The 19,139-nt window shown below is 63.9% G+C and carries 13 protein-coding genes and 1 tRNA gene; 8 read left to right on the top strand and 6 right to left on the bottom strand.

The annotated features are described in order from the left end of the window. Positions 1 to 251: 251 nt before the first annotated feature. Positions 252 to 665, bottom strand: coding sequence for a secondary thiamine-phosphate synthase enzyme YjbQ (locus LAN37_07290; protein MBZ5647012.1), 414 nt, complete (start codon positions 663 to 665; stop codon positions 252 to 254). 147 nt (positions 666 to 812) lie between these two features. Between LAN37_07290 and LAN37_07285 the strand changes: the two genes are divergently transcribed. The 3 genes from LAN37_07285 to LAN37_07275 all read left to right on the top strand — a co-directional run bounded on the left by LAN37_07285 (position 813) and on the right by LAN37_07275 (position 3,124). Then, a complete protein-coding gene (locus LAN37_07285; protein ID MBZ5647011.1) occupies positions 813 to 1,757 on the top strand; it encodes a tyrosine recombinase XerD in 945 nt (314 codons plus the stop codon). Beyond that, on the top strand, positions 1,754 to 2,653 hold the full coding sequence (locus LAN37_07280) for a tyrosine recombinase XerC (GenBank protein ID MBZ5647010.1): 900 nt from the start codon (positions 1,754 to 1,756) through the stop codon (positions 2,651 to 2,653). The genes LAN37_07285 and LAN37_07280 overlap by 4 nt, the downstream gene beginning before the upstream one ends. 99 nt (positions 2,654 to 2,752) lie before the next feature. Continuing rightward, entirely contained in the window at positions 2,753 to 3,124 is a 372-nt protein-coding gene (locus tag LAN37_07275; GenBank protein ID MBZ5647009.1) for a PilZ domain-containing protein, read from the top strand. Here LAN37_07275 and LAN37_07270 read toward each other — a convergent pair. Further along, complete coding sequence (locus tag LAN37_07270) at positions 3,121 to 5,886, bottom strand: AMP-binding protein (GenBank protein ID MBZ5647008.1); 2,766 nt, start codon at positions 5,884 to 5,886, stop codon at positions 3,121 to 3,123. The two genes, LAN37_07275 and LAN37_07270, sit on opposite strands and share 4 nt — an antisense overlap. 42 nt (positions 5,887 to 5,928) lie before the next feature. Next, complete coding sequence (locus LAN37_07265) at positions 5,929 to 6,474, bottom strand: superoxide dismutase family protein (protein ID MBZ5647007.1); 546 nt, start codon at positions 6,472 to 6,474, stop codon at positions 5,929 to 5,931. A gap of 152 nt (positions 6,475 to 6,626) precedes the next feature. Here LAN37_07265 and secA point away from each other — a divergent pair, with 152 nt between their 5' ends. Then, on the top strand, positions 6,627 to 9,611 hold the full coding sequence (gene secA, locus LAN37_07260) for a preprotein translocase subunit SecA (GenBank protein ID MBZ5647006.1): 2,985 nt from the start codon (positions 6,627 to 6,629) through the stop codon (positions 9,609 to 9,611). Positions 9,612 to 9,673: 62 nt separating this feature from the next. Here secA and LAN37_07255 read toward each other — a convergent pair whose 3' ends face one another. Continuing rightward, a complete protein-coding gene (locus tag LAN37_07255; GenBank protein ID MBZ5647005.1) occupies positions 9,674 to 10,300 on the bottom strand; it encodes a hypothetical protein in 627 nt (208 codons plus the stop codon). Between the two features lie 422 nt (positions 10,301 to 10,722). Between LAN37_07255 and LAN37_07250 the strand changes: the two genes are divergently transcribed. The 3 genes from LAN37_07250 to LAN37_07240 all read left to right on the top strand — a co-directional run bounded on the left by LAN37_07250 (position 10,723) and on the right by LAN37_07240 (position 15,047). Then, positions 10,723 to 11,751: a TonB family protein gene (locus LAN37_07250; GenBank protein ID MBZ5647004.1), complete on the top strand. Its 1,029-nt coding sequence runs from the start codon at positions 10,723 to 10,725 to the stop codon at positions 11,749 to 11,751. A gap of 38 nt (positions 11,752 to 11,789) precedes the next feature. Next, a complete protein-coding gene (locus tag LAN37_07245; GenBank protein ID MBZ5647003.1) occupies positions 11,790 to 13,547 on the top strand; it encodes a M48 family metalloprotease in 1,758 nt (585 codons plus the stop codon). A gap of 114 nt (positions 13,548 to 13,661) precedes the next feature. Further along, entirely contained in the window at positions 13,662 to 15,047 is a 1,386-nt protein-coding gene (locus tag LAN37_07240; protein ID MBZ5647002.1) for an MBOAT family protein, read from the top strand. Positions 15,048 to 15,053: 6 nt separating this feature from the next. Here LAN37_07240 and LAN37_07235 read toward each other — a convergent pair whose 3' ends face one another. Continuing rightward, entirely contained in the window at positions 15,054 to 16,085 is a 1,032-nt protein-coding gene (locus tag LAN37_07235) for a polysaccharide biosynthesis/export family protein (protein MBZ5647001.1), read from the bottom strand. 157 nt (positions 16,086 to 16,242) lie between these two features. On the opposite strand from LAN37_07235, the gene LAN37_07230 reads away from it, so the two are divergent. Then, positions 16,243 to 16,318: transfer RNA gene (locus LAN37_07230), tRNA-Phe, on the top strand. Positions 16,319 to 16,365: 47 nt separating this feature from the next. Here LAN37_07230 and LAN37_07225 read toward each other — a convergent pair. Then, the gene (locus LAN37_07225) at positions 16,366 to 17,559 is read right to left on the bottom strand and encodes a site-specific integrase (protein MBZ5647000.1); all 1,194 of its coding nucleotides are present in this window, start codon (positions 17,557 to 17,559) and stop codon (positions 16,366 to 16,368) included. Positions 17,560 to 19,139 lie beyond the last annotated feature (1,580 nt).

Genomic DNA, 19,139 nt, shown 5'->3' with positions numbered 1-19,139 from the left:
ATGACGATCTCGTGGTTGATGAAAAACGGAGGGAGGGCGAGGGCGCAGCTGCCGAGCGGCAGGGCGGAGATCATATCCCGGGGCGGAAAGTGGGGCCGGCACGCAAGCAAAGTCCGCTCCTTTCCGTTATCCAACTTAACAATGGACGGGGACGGGCGGAGAGGCAGTGATGGGGGTCACACGGAGAGGTGATTCAGAACGTGGAGGAGCCCGGAACTGGTTGATTCCAGAGAGCGTTTCGTGATTGCGCATCATTCGCCCATGACTTTGACAATGACGCGCTTGCTGCGCTGGCCGTCGAACTCGGCATAGAAGATGCGCTGCCAAGTGCCGAAGTCGAGCCTACCGGCAGTGACGGGCACGACGACCTCGTGGTGCACCAAGATCGCCTTCAGGTGTGAATCGCCATTGTCTTCGCCGGTGCGGTGATGGCGATAGTCCTGGCGGAAGGGCGCCAGCCGTTCCAGCCACTCGTCGATGTCCTGGATCAGTCCGGACTCGTCGTCGTTGACGTAAACGCCGGCGGTGATGTGCATGGCCGAGACCAGCACCAGGCCCTCGCGCACGCCGCTCTTGCTGACAATGGCTTCGACCCGCGGCGTGATGTGCACGTACTCGCGGCGCTTCTTCGTGTGGAACGTCAGATATTCGGTGTGGACTTTCATGGCGTTCTCCTGCCGATGTGCTCCGAAACAGGATTCTAGCCCGGGCACGAGGACATGGCCGAGCCGGAAGGAGGAGGGCCGCCGGCCGGGGAGAAGCGAACCAAGGCGGGTATCGCGGAGCACGTCTGATAATGCGAGGATGGCAGCATGTCTGCCGCCATTCAAAACCAGCCAGCGCTGGTCTCCTTCACCGATTACTTAAAGGTGGAGAAGGGGCTGGCGCGGCTGACGGTCGCGGCCTATACCTGCGACCTGCTCCAGTTCGCCGAATTCCTCGAGGGGCGCCGCCGGGTGCTGGCCGGCGCACGGCGGGACGACGTCCGCGACTTCCTCGACCGGCTGTTCGCCCACCGGGTGGACGGCCGCTCGGTGGCGCGCAAACTCTCCGCTCTGCGCCACTTCTACAAGTACCTGCTGCTCGACCGCATGATCGAGCACGATCCCACGCTTAACATCGACACTCCCCGGCAATGGAAGGTCCTGCCCAAGGCGCTCTCGCGCGAGGAGATCGGGAGCATGTTGGGGCCGAGATCGCGCGAGCCGAAAACGAAGTTGGAGCGGGCGCTCGCGGCGCGGGACCGGGCGATGCTGGAGGTGTTCTACGGCGGCGCGCTGCGGGTCTCGGAGATGGTGGGAGTGAAACGGGAAGACCTGAAGCTCGACCTGGGCTACGTTCTGGTGCGCGGCAAGGGGGACAAGGAGCGGATCGTGCCGCTGGGCAAGCCGGCGATCGACGCGGTAGAAGACTATCTGAAAAACTGCCGGGAGGCGCTGGCCGGGGGCAAGAGTTCGCCGCTGCTTTTCATAGCGCGAGGCGCGCGGCAACTGACGCGGCAACGCGTATGGCAGATGGTGCGCGCGGCCGCCACCGGCACGGGTCGTCCCGCGAGCCCGCATATGCTGCGTCACAGTTGCGCGACGCATATGGTGGAGAAGGGCGCGGATCTGCGCACGGTGCAGACCATCCTGGGGCACGCCGACATCGCCACCACGCAGGTGTACACGCACCTGGCGCTGGACCGGCTCAAGACGGTGTATCGCGAACACCACCCGCGGGCGAAGAGGATAGCTCCACAGGGCGCGAAGGAATGACATCGCAGATCGAAAAATCGGTGGCCCGCTTCCTGAAGTCTCTGCGGGAGAAGAACGCTTCGGCGCACACCATCCGGGCATACGCAAATGACCTGGAACGGTTCGTGAGCTTCGCGGGCGGTGGGGCAACGTGGAAGGCGATCGATCACGTGCGCATCCGCGGGTTCCTGTCGCACCTGTACGAGGCGGGGCTGGGGAAGACCTCGGTGGCGCGGGCGCTGGCGGCGCTGCGGTCGTTGTACCGCTGGCTAGCGCAAGAGGGCGTGGTGGAGCAGAACCCCGCGCTGCTGGTGTCCACGCCGAAGCTTCCCAAGAAGCTGCCTCGGGTGCCGACTATCGAAGAGATGAACACCGTGCTGGACGGCGGCATGCCCGAGTGCGCCTCGTGGCCGGAGCGCGACCTCCTTATACTTGAGCTGCTCTACGGCTGCGGCATCCGCAACTCGGAGCTGGTCGGGATCCAGCTGGACGACATCCGCTGGTCGAACGAAGCCATCCTGGTGCGCGGCAAGGGCAAGAAGGAGCGGTACGTGCCCTTCGGCGATGCGGTGCGTGGGGCGGTCGAGGCCTACCTGCCGACTCGGCAACAACTCCTGGGAGAGAGGAAGAAGGCGACGCGAGCCCTGCTGGTGAACCTGCGCGGGGCGCCGCTGACCACCCGCAGCGTGGGCCGGATCGTGAAGCAGATCGCGGTGGCGAAGGGACTCTCGCCCGACGTCCACCCGCACACCCTGCGCCACGCATTCGGCACACACATGCTGGAGGAGGGTGCCGACCTGCGCGCCATCCAGGAACTGCTGGGCCACGAGCGGCTCTCGACCACCCAGCGCTACACGCAGCTCTCCATGAAGCACGTGCTCCGGGTGTACGACGAGACCCACCCGCGAGCGAAATAGTGGTCTATGCCGCAGAAAGCGGCAACGGCAGGGATTATTCGTGCTACGATTCGTCTCTCCTCTACCGGCTCCGAACGCCTGTTCACGGAGTGAGTCGACATGAGCTCTGCTGAAAAATCTGCCGAAGGCATCGACAAGCGGCGGCATCAGCGCGTGCCGCTGGACGTCCGCATGATGGTGCGTGTGACCACATCGGCGGTCACCACGCGCCTGAAGGCGCGCAGCGTGGACATCAGCGAATCGGGCCTGGCGTGCCGCCTGCCGGAGGATCTGATGGACGGCCAGTCCGTGGTGCTGGAGTTCGCACTGCCGCTGTGCCCGGAGACGTTCAAGGTACAGGCGGTGGTGCGTCACCGCAAGGGTTCGCGGCACGGCTTTGAATTCGTCAAACTGCCGCCCGAGTACAAGAAGCGGATCCTGGGTGTGCTGGAAGCCCTGCCCACGCTGGAAGGCGAGACCCGGACGTATTAATCGGCGGCGAGTTCCTCGGCCGGCGCCGGCACGCCGGCGATCTCCACCCACATCCGCATGACGCGCTCCTTCAGTTCGCGCGTGAGCTCCTCGTAGACCTTCTCATCGTGTTGCCGGCCGGGCGCCGGCAGGATGGGGTCGCCGATGGCGATGCGCAGGCGCGAGAAGCTCTGGAAGCTCCTTCCGCGAGGCCAGGCCTCGTGGAATCCCGCTACTGCCACCGGATAGATGGGGACGTTGAGGTGAGTGCTCAGGATGGCAGCGCCCTTCTTGAAGGTCCGTGGCGTGCCGTCGATGGAGCGCTCGCCCTCGGGAAAGAGCACCAGGATCCTTCCGCGCCGCAGGCCGAAGGCGCCGGCGCGCATCGCGGGGACGAGGTTCGAGTCGGGATCCACGGGGATGAGCTTGATGGAGCGAGCCAGGCGCCGCAGCAGACCGTCGCCGAAGATCTCGCTCGTGCCCACAAAGAACAACTCCCGGTAGATGGACCAGGGCACGAGGCTGACCAGGACGGGCGCGTCGAGGTAGCTCTGGTGATTGGGGGAAATGATGTAGGGCCCGCGGGGCGGCAGTTTTTCCAGGCCCGTGACCTTCAGGCTGAAGCTGTCACGAGCGACGAGATTCACCAGCCTGCCGAAAAGGAACCAGGCGAGCGTCTGAAGACGGTGCGGCTCGACGATGGCGAGGACTTCGGGATCGTCGGACTCGGTGGCGAAGACGGCGTCCCAACCGGCGAAGCCGCCGCGGGTCGAGGTGGAACCGATGCCGGCGCGCACCGCGTCCACCAGCTCCCGGACGGTGTACACCTCGGAGACGACCGAGTCTTCTACCTGTGCGCCAAGCTCTTTCTCGAGGGCCACGAGCAACTCGACCCGCTCCATCGAATCCAGGCCGAGGTCGAGTTCGAGATTATCGGCGGGCCGCAGTTCGCGTCCGCCGCTATTTGACGTCCTGCGGATGAGAGCCATGGCGCGCTGCACATCGGAGTCCTGGAGCCAATCGATCTCATCGCGGGTAAGCTCGCGTGCGGCCAGCGCGGGTGCGTCGCGGCGTGCAGTAAGCTCCTGGACGCGCTTCTGGATGGCATAGCGCTTCAGCTTGCGGGTGGTGGTGCGTGGCAGCTCGCCCCTCCAGATCTCATAGCTGAGGATGCGCTTGGTGCTGGGCAACTGCACCGAGAGCGTGTCGATGTCGAAGCGGATGACCTCGTTGACGTTGACGATCCTCTTCTGCTTCAGCAGCTCGAAATCCGGGACGACGACGGCGTGCAAACGCTCGGCGAAGGGCTCGCCCGGAGCGCTTTCCAGGCCAATCACGCAGATCTCCTTGATCCACGGCGACTGCGCGTAATGGGCTTCGAGCTCTTCGGGGTAGATGTTCTTGCCGGAGCTGAGGACGATGACGTCTTTCTTGCGGCCGGTGATGTGCAGGTTCTTCTGCTCATCGAAGAAGCCGAGATCGCCGGTGTGCAGCCAGCCCTCGCGGATGACCTGCTCGGTGGCGTCGGGGCGGTTCCAGTAGCCCTTCATCACGAGACGGCCGCGGACGCAGATCTCGCCGTCGGCCGGCCCGCCCTCGCCGGAAGGCTGCGGATCCAGGATCTTGCCCTCCACGCCCCACAGCGCCTGCCCGACGGAGCCGACCACGTTGTGCTGTGGGCGGGTGAGGAATGCGCCTCCGCTGGTCTCGGTGAGGCCGTACGCCTGCAGGATCTCGAAGCCCATGGCCTGCAGGTCGAGGCCGATGGCGGGGTCGAAGCGCGAGCCCCCGGTGATGAGATATCGCATCCGCGGTCCGAGCGCCTCGTGTGCCCGGCGGAAGAACAGCTTGCCGGCATTGATGCCGAAGGGATGCAGCAGGCGGGAGACGCGCATCATGGCACGTACGGCAATCCGCGCCAACGCGCCGCGCGCCTGCACCTCTTTCATGATGCGCTCGTGGATCAGATAGAAGAACTGGGGGACGCAACAGAATAACGTGGCGCCGCCCTCACGCAGCGCACGCAGCAGGTCGGTGACATTGAGCGACTCGAGGTAGATGACCTTGGCGCCGAAGCTGAAAGGGAGGAGCAGGTTGGCCATCTGCGCCAGGGCATGGAACAAGGGCAGCACTCCCAGGATCGCGTCCGTGGGGCCGAGCTCGAGGGTGCGCACCACAGCGTCCACTTCGGCAACCAGGTTGTCGTGCGTGAGCACCACGCCCTTGGGATCGGCGGTCGTGCCGGAAGTGTAGAGCAGGACCGCGAGATCCTCCGGCCCCACGCCGGCTGGAGTGAAGTTGCCGGGACCGGATGCGAACATGACGTCCAGGGTGGGGAACTGCCGGCCGGAAACGGGCTCAAGCAGGAGGATCCCAACTCCGATGCGCGCTGCCGCCTCCTCCGCAATGTGGAAGTGCCGCTGGTCACAGAAGATGTAGCGGGAGCCGCTGTCCTTGAGCAGTTTCTCGACCTGCTGGGCGGTGAAAGCGGTGTCGAGAGGGACGGCGATGCCGCCGCTGCTCATCACCCCGAGATACGCCGCGACCCAGCGGGGGCCATTGGCGGCGAGGATGGCGACCCGTTCGCCGCGGATGGCCCCTGCCTCCGCCAGCCATCGCCCGACCGACTCTGCCATGCGCCGCAATTCCGCGTAGGTGAACTGCTCGATCTCGGGCCGGCCGGGGGCCGCCTGGGAGTGGCGCATCTCGACCGCGATGTTCTGCGGCCACCTGGCCACCGCATCCAGGAAGAGCTGGTAGAAGCTTTGCATGCGGATGGGCATCTTATCAAACCGCCACCGTCCACCCGCGGACTGGAACGCGCGTTATCTGGTGATCACTCCGCACGCGATACGATCGCCGGCGTTGCCGGCCGGGTCCGTTTTCTCGTCGTCCGCCTTGGCGTGGATGACCAGCGCCGTTCCGCCATCGGCGAAGACCGAATTCGGAGACCCTTCGCCGAGGGTCACGCGCGGGTTTTGCAAGGTCCCCTTGGCGACGCCCTTATCATTCGCCTTGAAGTTGGGCATGTCGCCGGCGTGCGGGCCGTCTGGGTTCTGCAGGCCGTGCTTCTTGCCCTCGGGATTGAAGTGCGGACCGGCGGACTTGAAGCCGTCCGCCCCATCGCACTTCGCGTTCTTGTGGACGTGCAGGGCGTGCTCGCCCGGCGGCAGGTTCTTGAAGTTGTAGACGATCGCAACCGCTTGGCCATCGGATTTCAGCGTGGCCGTGCCCACGGCCTGCCCTTTGGCGTCCTTGAGCGACACGGTCACCGGCTTGGGCTTAACCTTCTTGTCGGCCTTGGTCTTGGCGACGGCTACGCCCGTGGTGAGAAGAATCACGGCCAGAATCGAACTCGCAAGCTTCCGCATCATCATCCTCCTAGGTCTGACAACTGATTAGCAAGTACCGGGTACTGAACTGGTAAGAGTCCCTGTTCGAGCGGCTGCATCCAATCCAAAGAAGCGTATGTTACGCTTTATTGATACGGAGCGGAACCTGCGGTTCCCGCCTAAAGGTCAAATTGTTCCACAAAATAGTAGCGAAGATTTTCGGCACCAAGAACGAGCGCGAGCTGAAGCGCATCCAGCCCCGGATCGGGGAGATCAATGCGCTTGAGCCGGAGATGCAGAAGCTTTCCGACGAGCAACTGCGGGCCAAGACCGAGGAGTTCCGGGCCCGCATCGCGGAGTACCTGAAGCCCTACGACGAAGAGGTCGAGCGGGCAGAGGAGCAGGACGCCGACGAAGTAAAGCGCGCGGAAGACACCCGCTACCAGGCCCTGCAGGACGTGCTCAACGAGATCCTGCCCGGGGCCTTCGCAGTGGTGCGGGAGGCCGGCCGCCGCGTGCTCAACATGCGGCACTTCGACATGCAATTGGTCGGCGGCATCGTCCTGCACGAAGGCAAGATCTCGGAAATGAAGACGGGCGAAGGAAAAACGCTCGTTGCCACGCTTCCCGTGTACCTGAACGCGCTCTCCGGCCGCGGCGTGCACGTGGTCACGGTCAACGACTACCTGGCCAAGCGCGACGCCGAGTGGATGGGGAAGATCTACAACTTCCTGGGGCTGACGGTGGGCGTGATCGTGCACGAGCTGGACGACAACGAGCGCCGCGAAGCCTACGCCGCCGACGTCACCTACGGAACGAACAACGAGTTCGGCTTCGATTACCTGCGCGACAACATGAAGTTCGACCTCAGCGAGTGCGTGCAGCGGGGGCACAACTTCGGGATCGTGGACGAAGTGGACTCCATCCTGATCGACGAGGCGCGCACACCGCTGATCATCTCCGGCGCCGCCGACGAATCCACCGACAAGTACGCCCGCGTGGACCGCATCATCCCCAAGCTCCAGCAGGGAGAAGAGATCAAGGGACCGACGGGCGAGCCGCCCACCTACACCGGCGACTACACCGTCGACGAAAAGCACAAGACGACTCTCATCACCGACCAGGGCTGGGTGAAGGTCGAGCAGATGCTCGGCATCGAGAATATCGCCGACCCGGAGAACTGGGACCTGAAGCACCACGTCGAGACCGCGGTGAAGGCGCACGCGCTCTACCGACGCGACGTGGACTACGTGGTCAAAGAAGGCGAAGTCCTCATCGTGGACGAGTTCACCGGGCGCCTGATGCCGGGGCGGCGCTGGTCCGACGGCCTGCACCAGGCCATCGAGGCCAAGGAGCGGGTGAAGATCGAGCGTGAGAACCAGACGCTGGCCACCATCACCTTCCAGAACTACTTCCGCATGTACAAGAAACTGGCCGGGATGACCGGCACGGCGGAGACGGAAGCCCCGGAGTTCGACAAGATCTACCGGCTGGAAGTGATGGTGATCCCGACCAACCGGACGCTGGTGCGCATCGAGAACCCCGACATCGTATACCGCACGGTGCGGGAGAAATACTTCGCCGCGGCGGACGAGATCAAGGTCTTCGCCGAGCGCGGCCAGCCGGTTCTGGTGGGCACGACCTCGATCGAGAAGTCGGAGACTCTCTCGGACCTGCTGAAGAAGAAAGGCGTGAAGCACTACGTGCTGAACGCGAAGATGCACGAGAAGGAAGCCGAGATCGTGGCCCAGGCCGGACGCAAGGGCATGATCACCATCGCCACCAACATGGCGGGCCGCGGCACCGACATCCTGCTGGGCGGCAACCCGGAGTTCATGGCCAAGCAGGAGGTCATGAAGAAGGGCCTGGCGCAGCCCATCAAGACGGCGGCAGGCATCGTGGGCCGCACCTCCCTCTCCGAAGGCATGACCTCGTGGTACTACCAGGGCAACGAGTACCAGGTCCCGAGCGACAAGTGGAACGAGATTTACGGCAAGTACAAGACGCAGTGCGACGCCGAGCACGATGAGGTGGTGAGCCTCGGCGGCCTGCACATCCTGGGCACGGAACGGCACGAGGCGCGGCGCATCGACAACCAGCTACGCGGACGCGCCGGACGCCAGGGCGATCCCGGCAGCTCGCGTTTCTACCTGTCGCTGGAAGACGACCTGATGCGCATCTTCGCCAAGGAGTGGGTGTCAACCCTGCTCCAGCGTCTGGGCATGGAAGAAGGCGTGCCCATCGAGTCGCGGCTCATCACGCGGCGCATCGAGGCGGCGCAAAAGGCGGTCGAGGGGCAGAACTTCGAGGCCCGCAAGCACCTGCTCGAGTACGACGACGTGATGAACAAGCAGCGCCAGGCGGTGTATGGCCTGCGCACCCGGCTGCTCGAGGGCGTGGACCAGAAAGACCTGATCCTCGAAGACTACGTCTCCGGCATCCTGGGCGACCTGCTCGACGAGTGCGCGCCCCGGGACAAGCACCCCGACGAATGGAACACCGACGGTCTGAAGCAGCAGGTGTTCACCCGCTTCGGCGTGGATATCGTCGCTGAGGGCGTCGACCCCAACAAGCTCAACCGGCAGGAGCTGGGCGACGCCATCTTCGAGAAGCTCAAGGAGCGCTACGACGCCAAGGAGCGCCTGATCAGCCCCGAGGCCATGCGCTACCACGAGCGCATGATCATGCTCAGCGTCTTGGACAGCAAGTGGAAGGACCACCTGCTCGACATGGACCACCTGCGCGAGGGGATCGGGCTGCGCGGTTACGCCCAGCACGACCCGCTGGTGGAGTACAAGCGCGAGTCGTTCGACATGTTCGAGCAGATGATGGCCCGCTTTCAGGAAGAGACCATTCGCTACCTGTATCTGATGCAGGTGGTGGAGGCGCCGGCCGCCGCAGAGGTCCGCGAGGAGCCGCAGCCCGAGACTGCCGCCTTGCAGCCCGCGCGAAGCGGCGGCGACGGCTCGCGCCGCCTGTCGACCACCATCGACGACATCGAAGTGGAGTTCCAGCGCAAGAAGAAACGCGAGCTGGAGCAGGCGCGCATGGCCGGCGCCGGCGACCTGCAACCAGTGCAGCAAGTGGTGCGCTCCGGCCAAAAGATCGGACGCAACGATCCCTGTCCCTGCGGCTCAGGGAAGAAATACAAGAAGTGCTGCGGGGTGGCCGCGTAAGCGAGACAGGAAACAAGAAGGCCCGCCGAAAGGCGGGCTTTCTTGTTTGAGATCGATTCAGCTTACGGTCCGGATGGGCTGGCTTGCGAGCAGAAGCCATTGACCGCGCAGTAGGCCACGATACCTGAAACTGCTGCGACGGCGATCGCGGGGATGTAAATCTTTGTCGAGCCCTGCGGGACCGTGGCGACCGGGCCGCACATTCCACCTGGGCGCTGCCGGGTGAGCGACTGGCCCGCGGAGAGCATGTGCTTGGCGCCGTCATCGACGACCGCCGAGCCTTGCTCTACCGTGATCTTCAGCGTGCCGTTCGTTTGCGAGACGCGGAATTTGGTCGTTCCCTGGCCGGCCGGCGTGATGGAGATGCCGGCTACGCGCACCACCGCTCCCATGCTGGTGGTCACCAGCGCGCTGCCGCATCCCAGGTCCAGAGCTTTATCGGAGAAGATGGCCGAAGTATTGGGATCAAGTTGGACCATGGTGCCCTGAGCGGAGATGGTGGCCGTGCTGTTGCCGGCTGTCTCGATCTTGTCGCCCGCGAAGACCGTGGTCGAGCCAGGCACGCGCGCGCCATTCACCGTCACCGCGCCCTGCGCCTGCACGGTCCCCTGCGCGGGAAGGGCGACCATCGGCACTGGAAACAGGACCAGTAACAGGCAGGCTGTCGCCTTCGAAATTGACGTTCGCATGCGGGAGCTCACTTGCGCCCATCGTAATCTGTCCTCTTGAGCAAGGTCAACGTGACTTTGGTGTAGTGGGGGGAAGACACGCGACCAAGTGAAACGGCAATGGAATACTGCGTCCCGCGACGGGAATGTTCCCAATCTGGACCGGTTGACGACTCTCGCGCCGCCGCGCCCAGCTATTTCCCGGCGAAGTAGCTGTTGCCTTCCCGATATCCGCCGGCGGTTTGCAAATCATTGTCCCTACAGTGATTCCCTCGTGGTGGCCGCTCTCCCAGAGTCGAGGGCGAATGGGCCAATGACCTTCCGGTGGGTACGCCGGGGTGACCCATCGGCCAATGCCGTGACCGGTCCCGGATGCTGCCCGCCGGACATCTTGTGAGAGTTTCGGGACACCCATAAGCTCGGGGCGAGTTCCAGGAGTGGGGATGGACTACACATTCAACTCGCTGCTCGCTCCCCTGGCGGAACCACCACGCCGCACGCGGCAGTTCAGCGCCAGCCTGCTGGTACACACCGCGGCGCTGATGCTGGTGGCGCTGATCCCCCTGACGCATCCCCAGATCGTTCTTCACAAGCCGACGTCCGGCTACCTGGTCATGCCGCTGCTGAGCGAGTATCAGGCGCCGAAGCACGTACAGGCTGCGCCCAAGGTGAAGCTGCCGCCGGTGCCCCAAGTGGACCCGGCCACGGTTGCCAAGCTCGAAGTGCCGCGGCGAATGCGGCAGGTTGAGCGCGAGATCGAGCCGCCCAAGGTCGTTGGTGCCAAGTTCGATCCGGTCGTTCCGGCGCCCGCGCCGGTGCAGCCCAAGCTAGTGCACGAAGTGAAGACGGGCGTGCTGGGCGAAGGGAGCTCCGCCAAGCCCACGGTCAAGGCGGCGGTAGCGAAGGTCCAGACCGGCGGTTTTGGTGACGAGAACGGAGTGAATGGCGAGGGCCGCCGCGACGCGCGACTTCTCGTGGCCCATCTCGGCTCCCCCGACCTGCCCTTCGGCGGCGGTGGATATGGGAACGGCTCCGGCGGCGCGCACGGGGTGCGCGGCACGGTGGCCAGCGCCGGGTTCGGGAACGGCATCGCGACCCCGCTGGCTGGGGGAAGCTCCCGCGAAGTGCATGCCGGAGGGTTCGGCGACGGCTCAGCCGTAACTGGCGGTTCGAGGATGCGCGTCCAGAGCGACAGGGGAGACCTGAAGCCGGTCGAGATCCTCTCCAAGCCGCGCCCGGTCTATACCGCGGAAGCGCGGCAACTGAAGATCGAGGGCGAGGTGCTGCTGGAGGTCGTATTCGGCGCCGACGGCTCGCTGCGCGTCCAACGCGTGGCCCGCGGATTGGGACACGGGCTGGATGAGGCCGCAGTCCGCGCCGCGCAACAGATCCGCTTCCGGCCGGCGCGCCGCGACGGCCAGCCCTTGGATTCTACGGCCATGCTGCACATCGTTTTTGAACTGGCATATTGATCCGAGCGCGTACGGCGCTGCATCGATGGGGTGAGCCTATGAAGAAAGTAGATCTGGTCCTGTTCACGCTTCTGCTGGCCACGATGGCGCTGGCGCAGGAGCAAGCGGTTCCCGACAGCCAGGTGATCGACCGCTTCATCGCGCGCGAGCAGTTACTGGTGCAGAACCTGCACAACTTCTCGCCTCTGGTCGAGACCTACGTCCAGTACATGCGTCCGGACGCCGAACTGGGTTCGGTGCCGGAGAAGGACGAGTACTTCCTGGGACGCATGAAGCTGTCCAAAGCCATCACTGAAGCCAGCTACACCGAGAAGCAGGGCCGAACCAAACGCGTGCTGGGCGTGTTCGGCGGCATGTTCACCGTGAAGTTCGCGCCCGAAGGCTTCGACGGGCTGATCCTGGTGGACGGCGAGCACTTCGACCGGGCGCATTACGGCTTCACCTTCGTGCGCCGGGAATTCCTGGGCGACATCCGCACCATGGTGTACGACGTGAAGCCGGCGAAGGGCTCGAAGGCGGGGTTCCTGGGACGCATCTGGGTCGAAGACCAGGAGTACAACATCGTGCGCTTCAATGGGACGCACGAAGCGCCCGGGATGTTCAAGTACAACTTCCATTTCGACAGCTGGCGGCAGAATGTCCGGCCCGGCCTTTGGCTGCCTACCCTGGTCTACAACGAAGAGTCGGACATGAAGTACGCAATGTTCCGCACGCTGCGCTTCAAGTCCCAGACCCGTCTGTGGGGCTACGACCCGAAATTCGCCGGGTACGAGGACGAGCTGACGCGCATCAAGGTCGAATCCAAGACGGGCGCGCAGGACCACAGCCAGACCGCGGAAGAATACTCGCCGTTGCAGAGCCAGCGCATGTTCGAAGGCGAAGCCGAGCAGAACGTGATCGAGCGCCTGGAGCGCGCGGGCCTGATCGCGCCCAAAGGCGAAGTGGACAAGGTCCTCAACACGGTGGTCAACAACCTCGAGGTGACCAACAACCTCGACATCGAGCCCGAGGTGCAGTGCCGCGTGCTGCTGACCTCGCCGCTGGAGTCCTTCACCGTGGGCCACACCATCGTGCTGAGCCGCGGGCTGATCGACACGTTGCCCGACGAAGCCAGCCTGGCGGCAGTGCTGTCGCGTGAGCTGGCGCACATCGCGCTCGGCCACCGCCTGAACACGAAATACGCCTTCAGCGACCGCATGCTGTTCTCCGATCCCGAGACCTTGCAGAAGATGCGGCTGCGCCGCGCGGAGCACGAGGAGGACGAGGCGGACACCAAGGCCATCGCGTTCCTGAAGGCTTCGCCGTATTCCGCGAAACTGGGCAACGCAGGCCTGTTCCTGCGTCAGCTCCAGGCGCGCGCCGGGTCGCTGCCCAACCTGACCACGCCGCGGCTGGGCAACCCGCTCATCCACGGCAACACCGTGAGCATGGCCGGCCTGGCCGCCAGCGCGCCTGAGCTCCAGATGCAGCGCACGGAACAGGTGGCGGCGCTGCCCCTGGGCGCGCGCGTCAAGCTCGATCCCTGGAGCAGCTCCATCGAGATGGTGAAAGCCAGGCCGCTGCCGCTGCTGTCGGCGCGGGAGAAGATGCCGTTTGAAGTGACGCCGCTGCGGCCTTACCTGAAGCGCCAGGTGAGCGAGGGCGAATCGGCGACCGCGCCGGAGAACTCGCCGGCGCCGGAAACAGCTCCTGCGACGGTGTCGCCCGCCGGCGCGCCAGGCGGCAGTGTCTCCGTTCCGGCCGCTGCGCAATCCAGCATCAACATGTCGCCCCTCCTGCAAGTAAAGCGCCCGTAGCTCGGGTGGCTCTCCCCCAAACGGCACAGCGGACCGGCTGTGCCGTTTGCCTTTTGTGTGGCACAGCCGCCCTCGGCTGTGCGAAGCTCGAAACGCGACTGAACCTTCAGCCGGATGCTCTTCAACAGCTACATCTTTGTTTTCGTATTCCTGCCTCTGGCGCTGCTGGGCTGGTGGCAGCTGCGGCATACCGCGGCGCGGCTGGTGTTCCTCACCCTGGCCAGCTACCTCTTCTACGCCTGGTGGGACTGGCGCTTCCTGCCGCTGATGATCGCTTCGACCACCGTGGACTACATCGCGGGCCAGCACATCGCCCGCAGCGATGATTCCCGCACCCGCAAGCTGTGGCTGGTGTGCTCGCTAAGCTTCAACCTCACCATCCTCGGATTCTTCAAGTACTACGGCTTCTTCGCGCGCTCGGCGAACACGGTGGCCGAGAGCATGGGTCTGATCGGTTTCGCGCCGGTGCTGAACATCATCCTGCCCATCGGGATCTCGTTCTACACCTTCAACTCGATGAGCTACACCATCGACATCTACCGGCGGATCGTTAAGCCGGCGAAGAGCGTCCTGCATTTTTCGACGTTTGTGGCCATGTTCCCGCACCTGATCGCGGGGCCGATCGTGCGCTACGCCGACATCGAGGACCAGTTCAACGACCTGAAGAGCCGGCTGCCGTGGCACCAGGCGTCGGTGGGGATCTACTTCTTCGTGATGGGCATGGCGAAGAAGCTGTTGATCGCCGACCAGCTAGCGCCGCAGGTGAACGCGTATTTCGCCGGGCCACAGGGGCAGGGAATGGCGGCGGCATGGATCGGAGCGCTCGGCTACACCTTCCAGCTTTACTTTGACTTTTCCGGCTACAGCGATATGGCGGTGGGGCTTGCGCACCTTCTCGGGATCCAGTTCCCGCAGAATTTCAACTCGCCGTACAAAGCCGAGAACATCGGGGACTTCTGGCGGCGCTGGCACATGAGCCTGAGCACCTGGCTGCGGGACTATCTTTTCATAACGCTGGGCGGCTCGCGCGGCACCACGCTTGCGACGGCGCGCAACTTGTTCATCACCATGTTCCTCGGGGGACTATGGCACGGCGCCAATTGGACCTTCGTGGTCTGGGGCCTGTACCACGGCGTGCTGCTGGCGGGATATCACCTGCTGCGGAAAAGAGGATTCGTGCCCAAGTCGGTCGGCCTCTCGCGGGCGTTGACCTTCCTGGCGGCGGTGGTCGGCTGGGTGTTCTTCCGCTCCGAGACGCTGCCCAAGGCGGGGCGGATCCTGTACGCGATGGTGGGCGGGGAAGGCTTCGGCTCGCTCCACGTCCCGCACGTTTATCTGGCGCTGATCGTGCTGGCGGCGGCGATCTCGTTCTTCGCGCCCAACACCTGGGAGATCAAGTTGGCGCCCAAGCCGCGCTACGCTTACCTGCTGGCGCTACTGCTGCTGTTCGCCATCCTGCTGCTGGAGAAGGAAAGCCCGTTCCTGTACTTCCAGTTCTGAGATTTGTTACCAGGGCCGGACGGCAAGGCTGGTGGTGACGCTCACGATGGAATCCAGGGTACGTAGGGCGGCGCGCTTGCCGCCGCTGGCGGGCACGAAAAGGATGTCGTCCGCCTGCAGGGTCACGTCCTTTTCCTTGGCGTCGAGGATCTTCTTCAATGGCACGGAGATCTCCTGGTAGGAGCCGTCCGGCTTCTTGCGGATGACCTTGGATTTGTCGAGGGAGGCGAAGCGGGCGGGCCCGTGGGCCAGCGCCAGCGCTTTGAGGACGGTGAAGTTCTGCGAAGCTTCCATGAGGAAGCCGCTGGGCTGCTGCACCTCGCCGACGACGTAAATGACGCCCGCCCTGGTCACGACCACGGTGTCGCCCTGGACGATCTCGACGTTGCTGACGGAATTCTTGGCCGGGTCGGGATCGAAGCTGACGCTCACCGGTTCCTGGGGCTTGTCGCGGTGCGTGATGGTGACCACGCGGCCGGCCTTGTCGGTAAGTCCGCCGGCGGCCGAGATCACGTCGAACAGGCGGCGCGAGCCGAAGATGGGATAGACGCCGGGGCGCGCTACCTCGCCCATCACCGACACGCCCGTCGCGTACTCGGCGACGAAGATGGTGACGTGGGGATCGTTGACGAACCGGCCTTCGATCAGGCGCTTCTCGATGGCGCCTTGCGCATCCTCGATGGTGAGGCCGTCGAGGTGCACGTAGCCCACCAGCGGGAGGTACACGTCGCCGGAACTGGTGACGCGGGTCTTCTGGCTGAGGTCAGGCACGCCGAAGACAGTGATGTCGAGGAGGTCTCCGGGGCCGATGCGCACCGTGCCGCTTACCGGCGGCGCCGGAGCCGAGCCGGGAGCCTGCACGGCGGGCTTGTCGGCGAGTGCGGCGCCGGCGTCTTGCACGGCCGGCGGCGGAGACGCCTGAGCCGGCTGGTTGGGCTGAACCGGCTGCTGCGCGAACGCGATCAGGGCGAAGAAGAGCACCCCGGCGCAAAACACCCCACGCGCGAATGTCCGATGAAAGCCCCGAGGAGAACTCATGAAGATCCTGTCAGGAATGAGAGAAGTCTAGCACGCACAGAGACTCGCGCGGAGCGGTTTGAGCGGTGGATACATCGTTGCTATAATCGGGTCTCCGCATTGGAGAAACCGGCCGCAGCGTGGCCGGCCCTCACTGCAGTCCTGCACACGCAAGCGTGGCCAGGTAGCTCAGCTGGTAGAGCGCAGCCCTGAAAAGGCTGGCGTCGGCGGTTCGATTCCGTCCCTGGCCACCATCATTTCAATCACTTGCGGCGCTCCGTTTCGCGGGGTTGGTCACAATTCACTGGATCAGCTGCGTCGCGGCGGTGCGGCGCTGCTCGACCATTGCGGTCAGTTTCGTGACCGCTCTACGCTGTGACTCCGGCACGAACTGCGCGTAGATGTCGAGCGTCGTCGAGATCCGGCTGTGGCGCATCTGTGCCTGCACGTCCTTTGGGTTCGCGCCTGATTCCACCATCCAGGTCGCGTACGAAGTGCGCAGGCAGCGCCAGTTGATAAAGGGCAGCCCGAGCTTCCGAGCCGCCGGCTTGATGAAGCGGGTGAGGATGTTGTTGTCGCGCATCGGGCGCCCGCTCCGCACTGACTGAAAGACGAGATCAGTGGGAGCGTCGGACTTCACCACCTTGTACTTGCGGGTGGCGCGGCCGGCGCGCACTTCAACGGTGAGCATCTTGAGGCGGTGCATCCGCTCAATGACGCATCGATCCACGCCGATGGTGGCGTTGCTGGCCGAGCTCTTGGTCTGGTCCCAATCGCCGCGGCAGTAACGCTCGTCCACGGTGAGCGACTCCTCGTGCACATCCTCCCACTTGAGCCCGATCAGTTCAGAGACGCGCAGCGCCGAGTACACCGCGACAAAGACCATCGTGGTGTAGGGCTCGGGGATGAGCGCTAGCAACATTCCGAACTGTTCCGGGGTGATGTGCGGTTTGACGGTTTTCCGCCCGGTGCGGTCGCGCGGGATCGCGACGCCCTCCGCCGGGTTCTTCACCAGTAGGCCGTACTTGACCGCCGATTTGAGGATGCTGGAGAGGACGTCGCGGATCTTGTCCTTCGACGCGTGCGATAGTTCGCTCTTGGCCAGCCCGGAGAAGTGTTTCTGGATGGTCAAGGGCGTCAGGTCGCGCAGGCAGAGCTTCCCGAAGGCCGGGAGAAGGTAGTCGTCAATCACCCCCTCGTAACGGTCCGTCGTTGTCTTTGCCAGCAACGGCAGTTCCACGGGTCGGTAGGTCGAATCCACGAACATCGTAAAGTTGGTGGTAGAGCCGATTGACTCAAGCCCCTGATTGAGGGGCCGGAGGTATTCGGCCAGGATCTTCAACACTTCCCGCTCCGGTGTTGAAGCCGGGGCGAGACGGATGCGCTCCTGCTTGCGCATGAGCTGGTTGTTCTTGGAGTGGTCCTTCCAGATGAGGACAGTCCACCACTCCCCGCGCCTCTGTGGCGCGGGGTTCTGGAATCTCCGGCGTGCCATCCTTTCAAACTCCACAGGAAACGGCTTGCCGGTGTCTGCCTCAAGGACAACACTAGCATGAGCATTTGATTCCGCATAATCATGTCTGTGCTTGACGGCCACGATTCGTTCCTGGCCAGCGCTTACGGCACGGGGAGCGGCCGGACGGTGTCGACCTCCTTCATACGAGCTTCTGTTAACGCTGTTAACGCCGCTCCAAGGCGATCCTGGAGCTTCGGAGGGAGTCGGACAGCCGGATCGCGGCAAAGCGCCCGTAAACACGGAATACAGAACGGCACGCTCTTTGCGGGTTTTTGCTTCCGTGGGCGGACGCCGAGCGTCGAAAGCAGGCCGCAAAGGGTCATCTCCGCGGGTCCGCCGCAGGTGACACACAGCTTAGACGTGTCCTGGCTTGCAGCAGCTGCAGCAGCGGGCTGGAGCACAGAGTTCATCTGCATCTCTGTGCCTCAGGGTATGCAGAAACACGTTTTATGCAAGAGATGGCTTGTATATTAGGGGCTGGGGGAATATGAGCGCTCGGAAGGCACTTCCCGCCGATTCAGTGCCACGGCTGCTGCCAGAAGAATGCGAAGACTTTGCCAACTGGCAGCTTGCAAATATCTGCCGCAGTGACGGTCGGGATTCGAGACCAGGGCCCCGCGTATTGCAGAGCAAGCATATGGCTCGTCATGGAGTCAGACATTTACGCGGGTCAGATCAAACCGAACGGATCTTCATCGTGGTCACGGTCTTGATGGCAAGCGGTTGGTCCGAAAACGAAGCATGTCTCTTCGTCGCCGACCACGCCAACGTTCGTCTAGGACAATCGAGGCGGGGGAGGCCAGCGAAACGCACTCACTCAAGAGACTTGTCGAGCAAGGTGCAGACGGTGCGGGCGATCGTAAATCGCTTCAAGCGAGCAGATCCGATGAACCTGGTACGCTTTACCGTCGACACCTTCCGATGGCAGCGCGAGAACAGGATTCTAGAGGGATCGAAATACCCAGAGGATTCTGGCCTACGTTTGCAGGAGGCCTATCGGCGCAGAGTGGCAAGTCTCGGACTTGATCCCGATCGGATTGGGCACGTCTAGACAGTTGACGGCTTCACTCCACGACTCGAGCTAGAATCGCTACGCGACTGTCCAGTATTTGCCGGTTACTCTGGCCAACCAACGCGATTGCGAAGCGCACAGCGAGCATGGTTCGCGGCACAAACGTGCGTCCGGCAGGGCGCAGAGCCTGTTTCTAGAGTTTGCGCTTCCTCGGGACGCGGCACACTTCAGGGGACGAAATTCGAAATGGACAGTAGCGGACGCTTGCTGAGGCTTTCGCCAAAGGTTGGCGAGTCTTGGATTCGACCCGGATCGAGCAGGTCGTCTACGAGGGGACCAACTGACGCCGTGACGCGGGTACAGTAGGTACTCTACGTACTATACCCGGATACACCGAGCGGATACCATCGGAACACCAGTACACTCCACAACGTGCAGCGCGCACTGTCCCGCGGCTACTCAATTGCCATTCCGGGACTCTACGACAGCCCTTCACGGCTCCTCAGAAACTCGGAGCTCTTTCGAATTGGTCCGCACAGGCGGGGCA

Source organism: Terriglobia bacterium, from assembly GCA_020073495.1.
Lineage (GTDB): Bacteria > Acidobacteriota > Terriglobia > Terriglobales > Acidobacteriaceae > JAIQFD01.
Note: the sequence above shows the minus strand (reverse complement) of the source record. Positions and strands in the feature narration are given on the sequence as shown.

What these genes read in the sequence shown, in the direction of transcription:
- LAN37_07290 (MBZ5647012.1), bottom strand. Translation starts at nt 665, where the DNA reads ATGAAAGTCCACACCGAATATCTGACGTTCCACACGAAGAAGCGCCGC.
- LAN37_07285 (MBZ5647011.1), top strand. Translation starts at nt 813, where the DNA reads ATGTCTGCCGCCATTCAAAACCAGCCAGCGCTGGTCTCCTTCACCGAT.
- LAN37_07280 (MBZ5647010.1), top strand. Translation starts at nt 1,754, where the DNA reads ATGACATCGCAGATCGAAAAATCGGTGGCCCGCTTCCTGAAGTCTCTG.
- LAN37_07275 (MBZ5647009.1), top strand. Translation starts at nt 2,753, where the DNA reads ATGAGCTCTGCTGAAAAATCTGCCGAAGGCATCGACAAGCGGCGGCAT.
- LAN37_07270 (MBZ5647008.1), bottom strand. Translation starts at nt 5,886, where the DNA reads ATGCCCATCCGCATGCAAAGCTTCTACCAGCTCTTCCTGGATGCGGTG.
- LAN37_07265 (MBZ5647007.1), bottom strand. Translation starts at nt 6,474, where the DNA reads ATGCGGAAGCTTGCGAGTTCGATTCTGGCCGTGATTCTTCTCACCACG.
- LAN37_07255 (MBZ5647005.1), bottom strand. Translation starts at nt 10,300, where the DNA reads ATGCGAACGTCAATTTCGAAGGCGACAGCCTGCCTGTTACTGGTCCTG.
- LAN37_07250 (MBZ5647004.1), top strand. Translation starts at nt 10,723, where the DNA reads ATGGACTACACATTCAACTCGCTGCTCGCTCCCCTGGCGGAACCACCA.
- LAN37_07245 (MBZ5647003.1), top strand. Translation starts at nt 11,790, where the DNA reads ATGAAGAAAGTAGATCTGGTCCTGTTCACGCTTCTGCTGGCCACGATG.
- LAN37_07240 (MBZ5647002.1), top strand. Translation starts at nt 13,662, where the DNA reads ATGCTCTTCAACAGCTACATCTTTGTTTTCGTATTCCTGCCTCTGGCG.
- LAN37_07235 (MBZ5647001.1), bottom strand. Translation starts at nt 16,085, where the DNA reads ATGAGTTCTCCTCGGGGCTTTCATCGGACATTCGCGCGTGGGGTGTTT.
- LAN37_07225 (MBZ5647000.1), bottom strand. Translation starts at nt 17,559, where the DNA reads ATGGCACGCCGGAGATTCCAGAACCCCGCGCCACAGAGGCGCGGGGAG.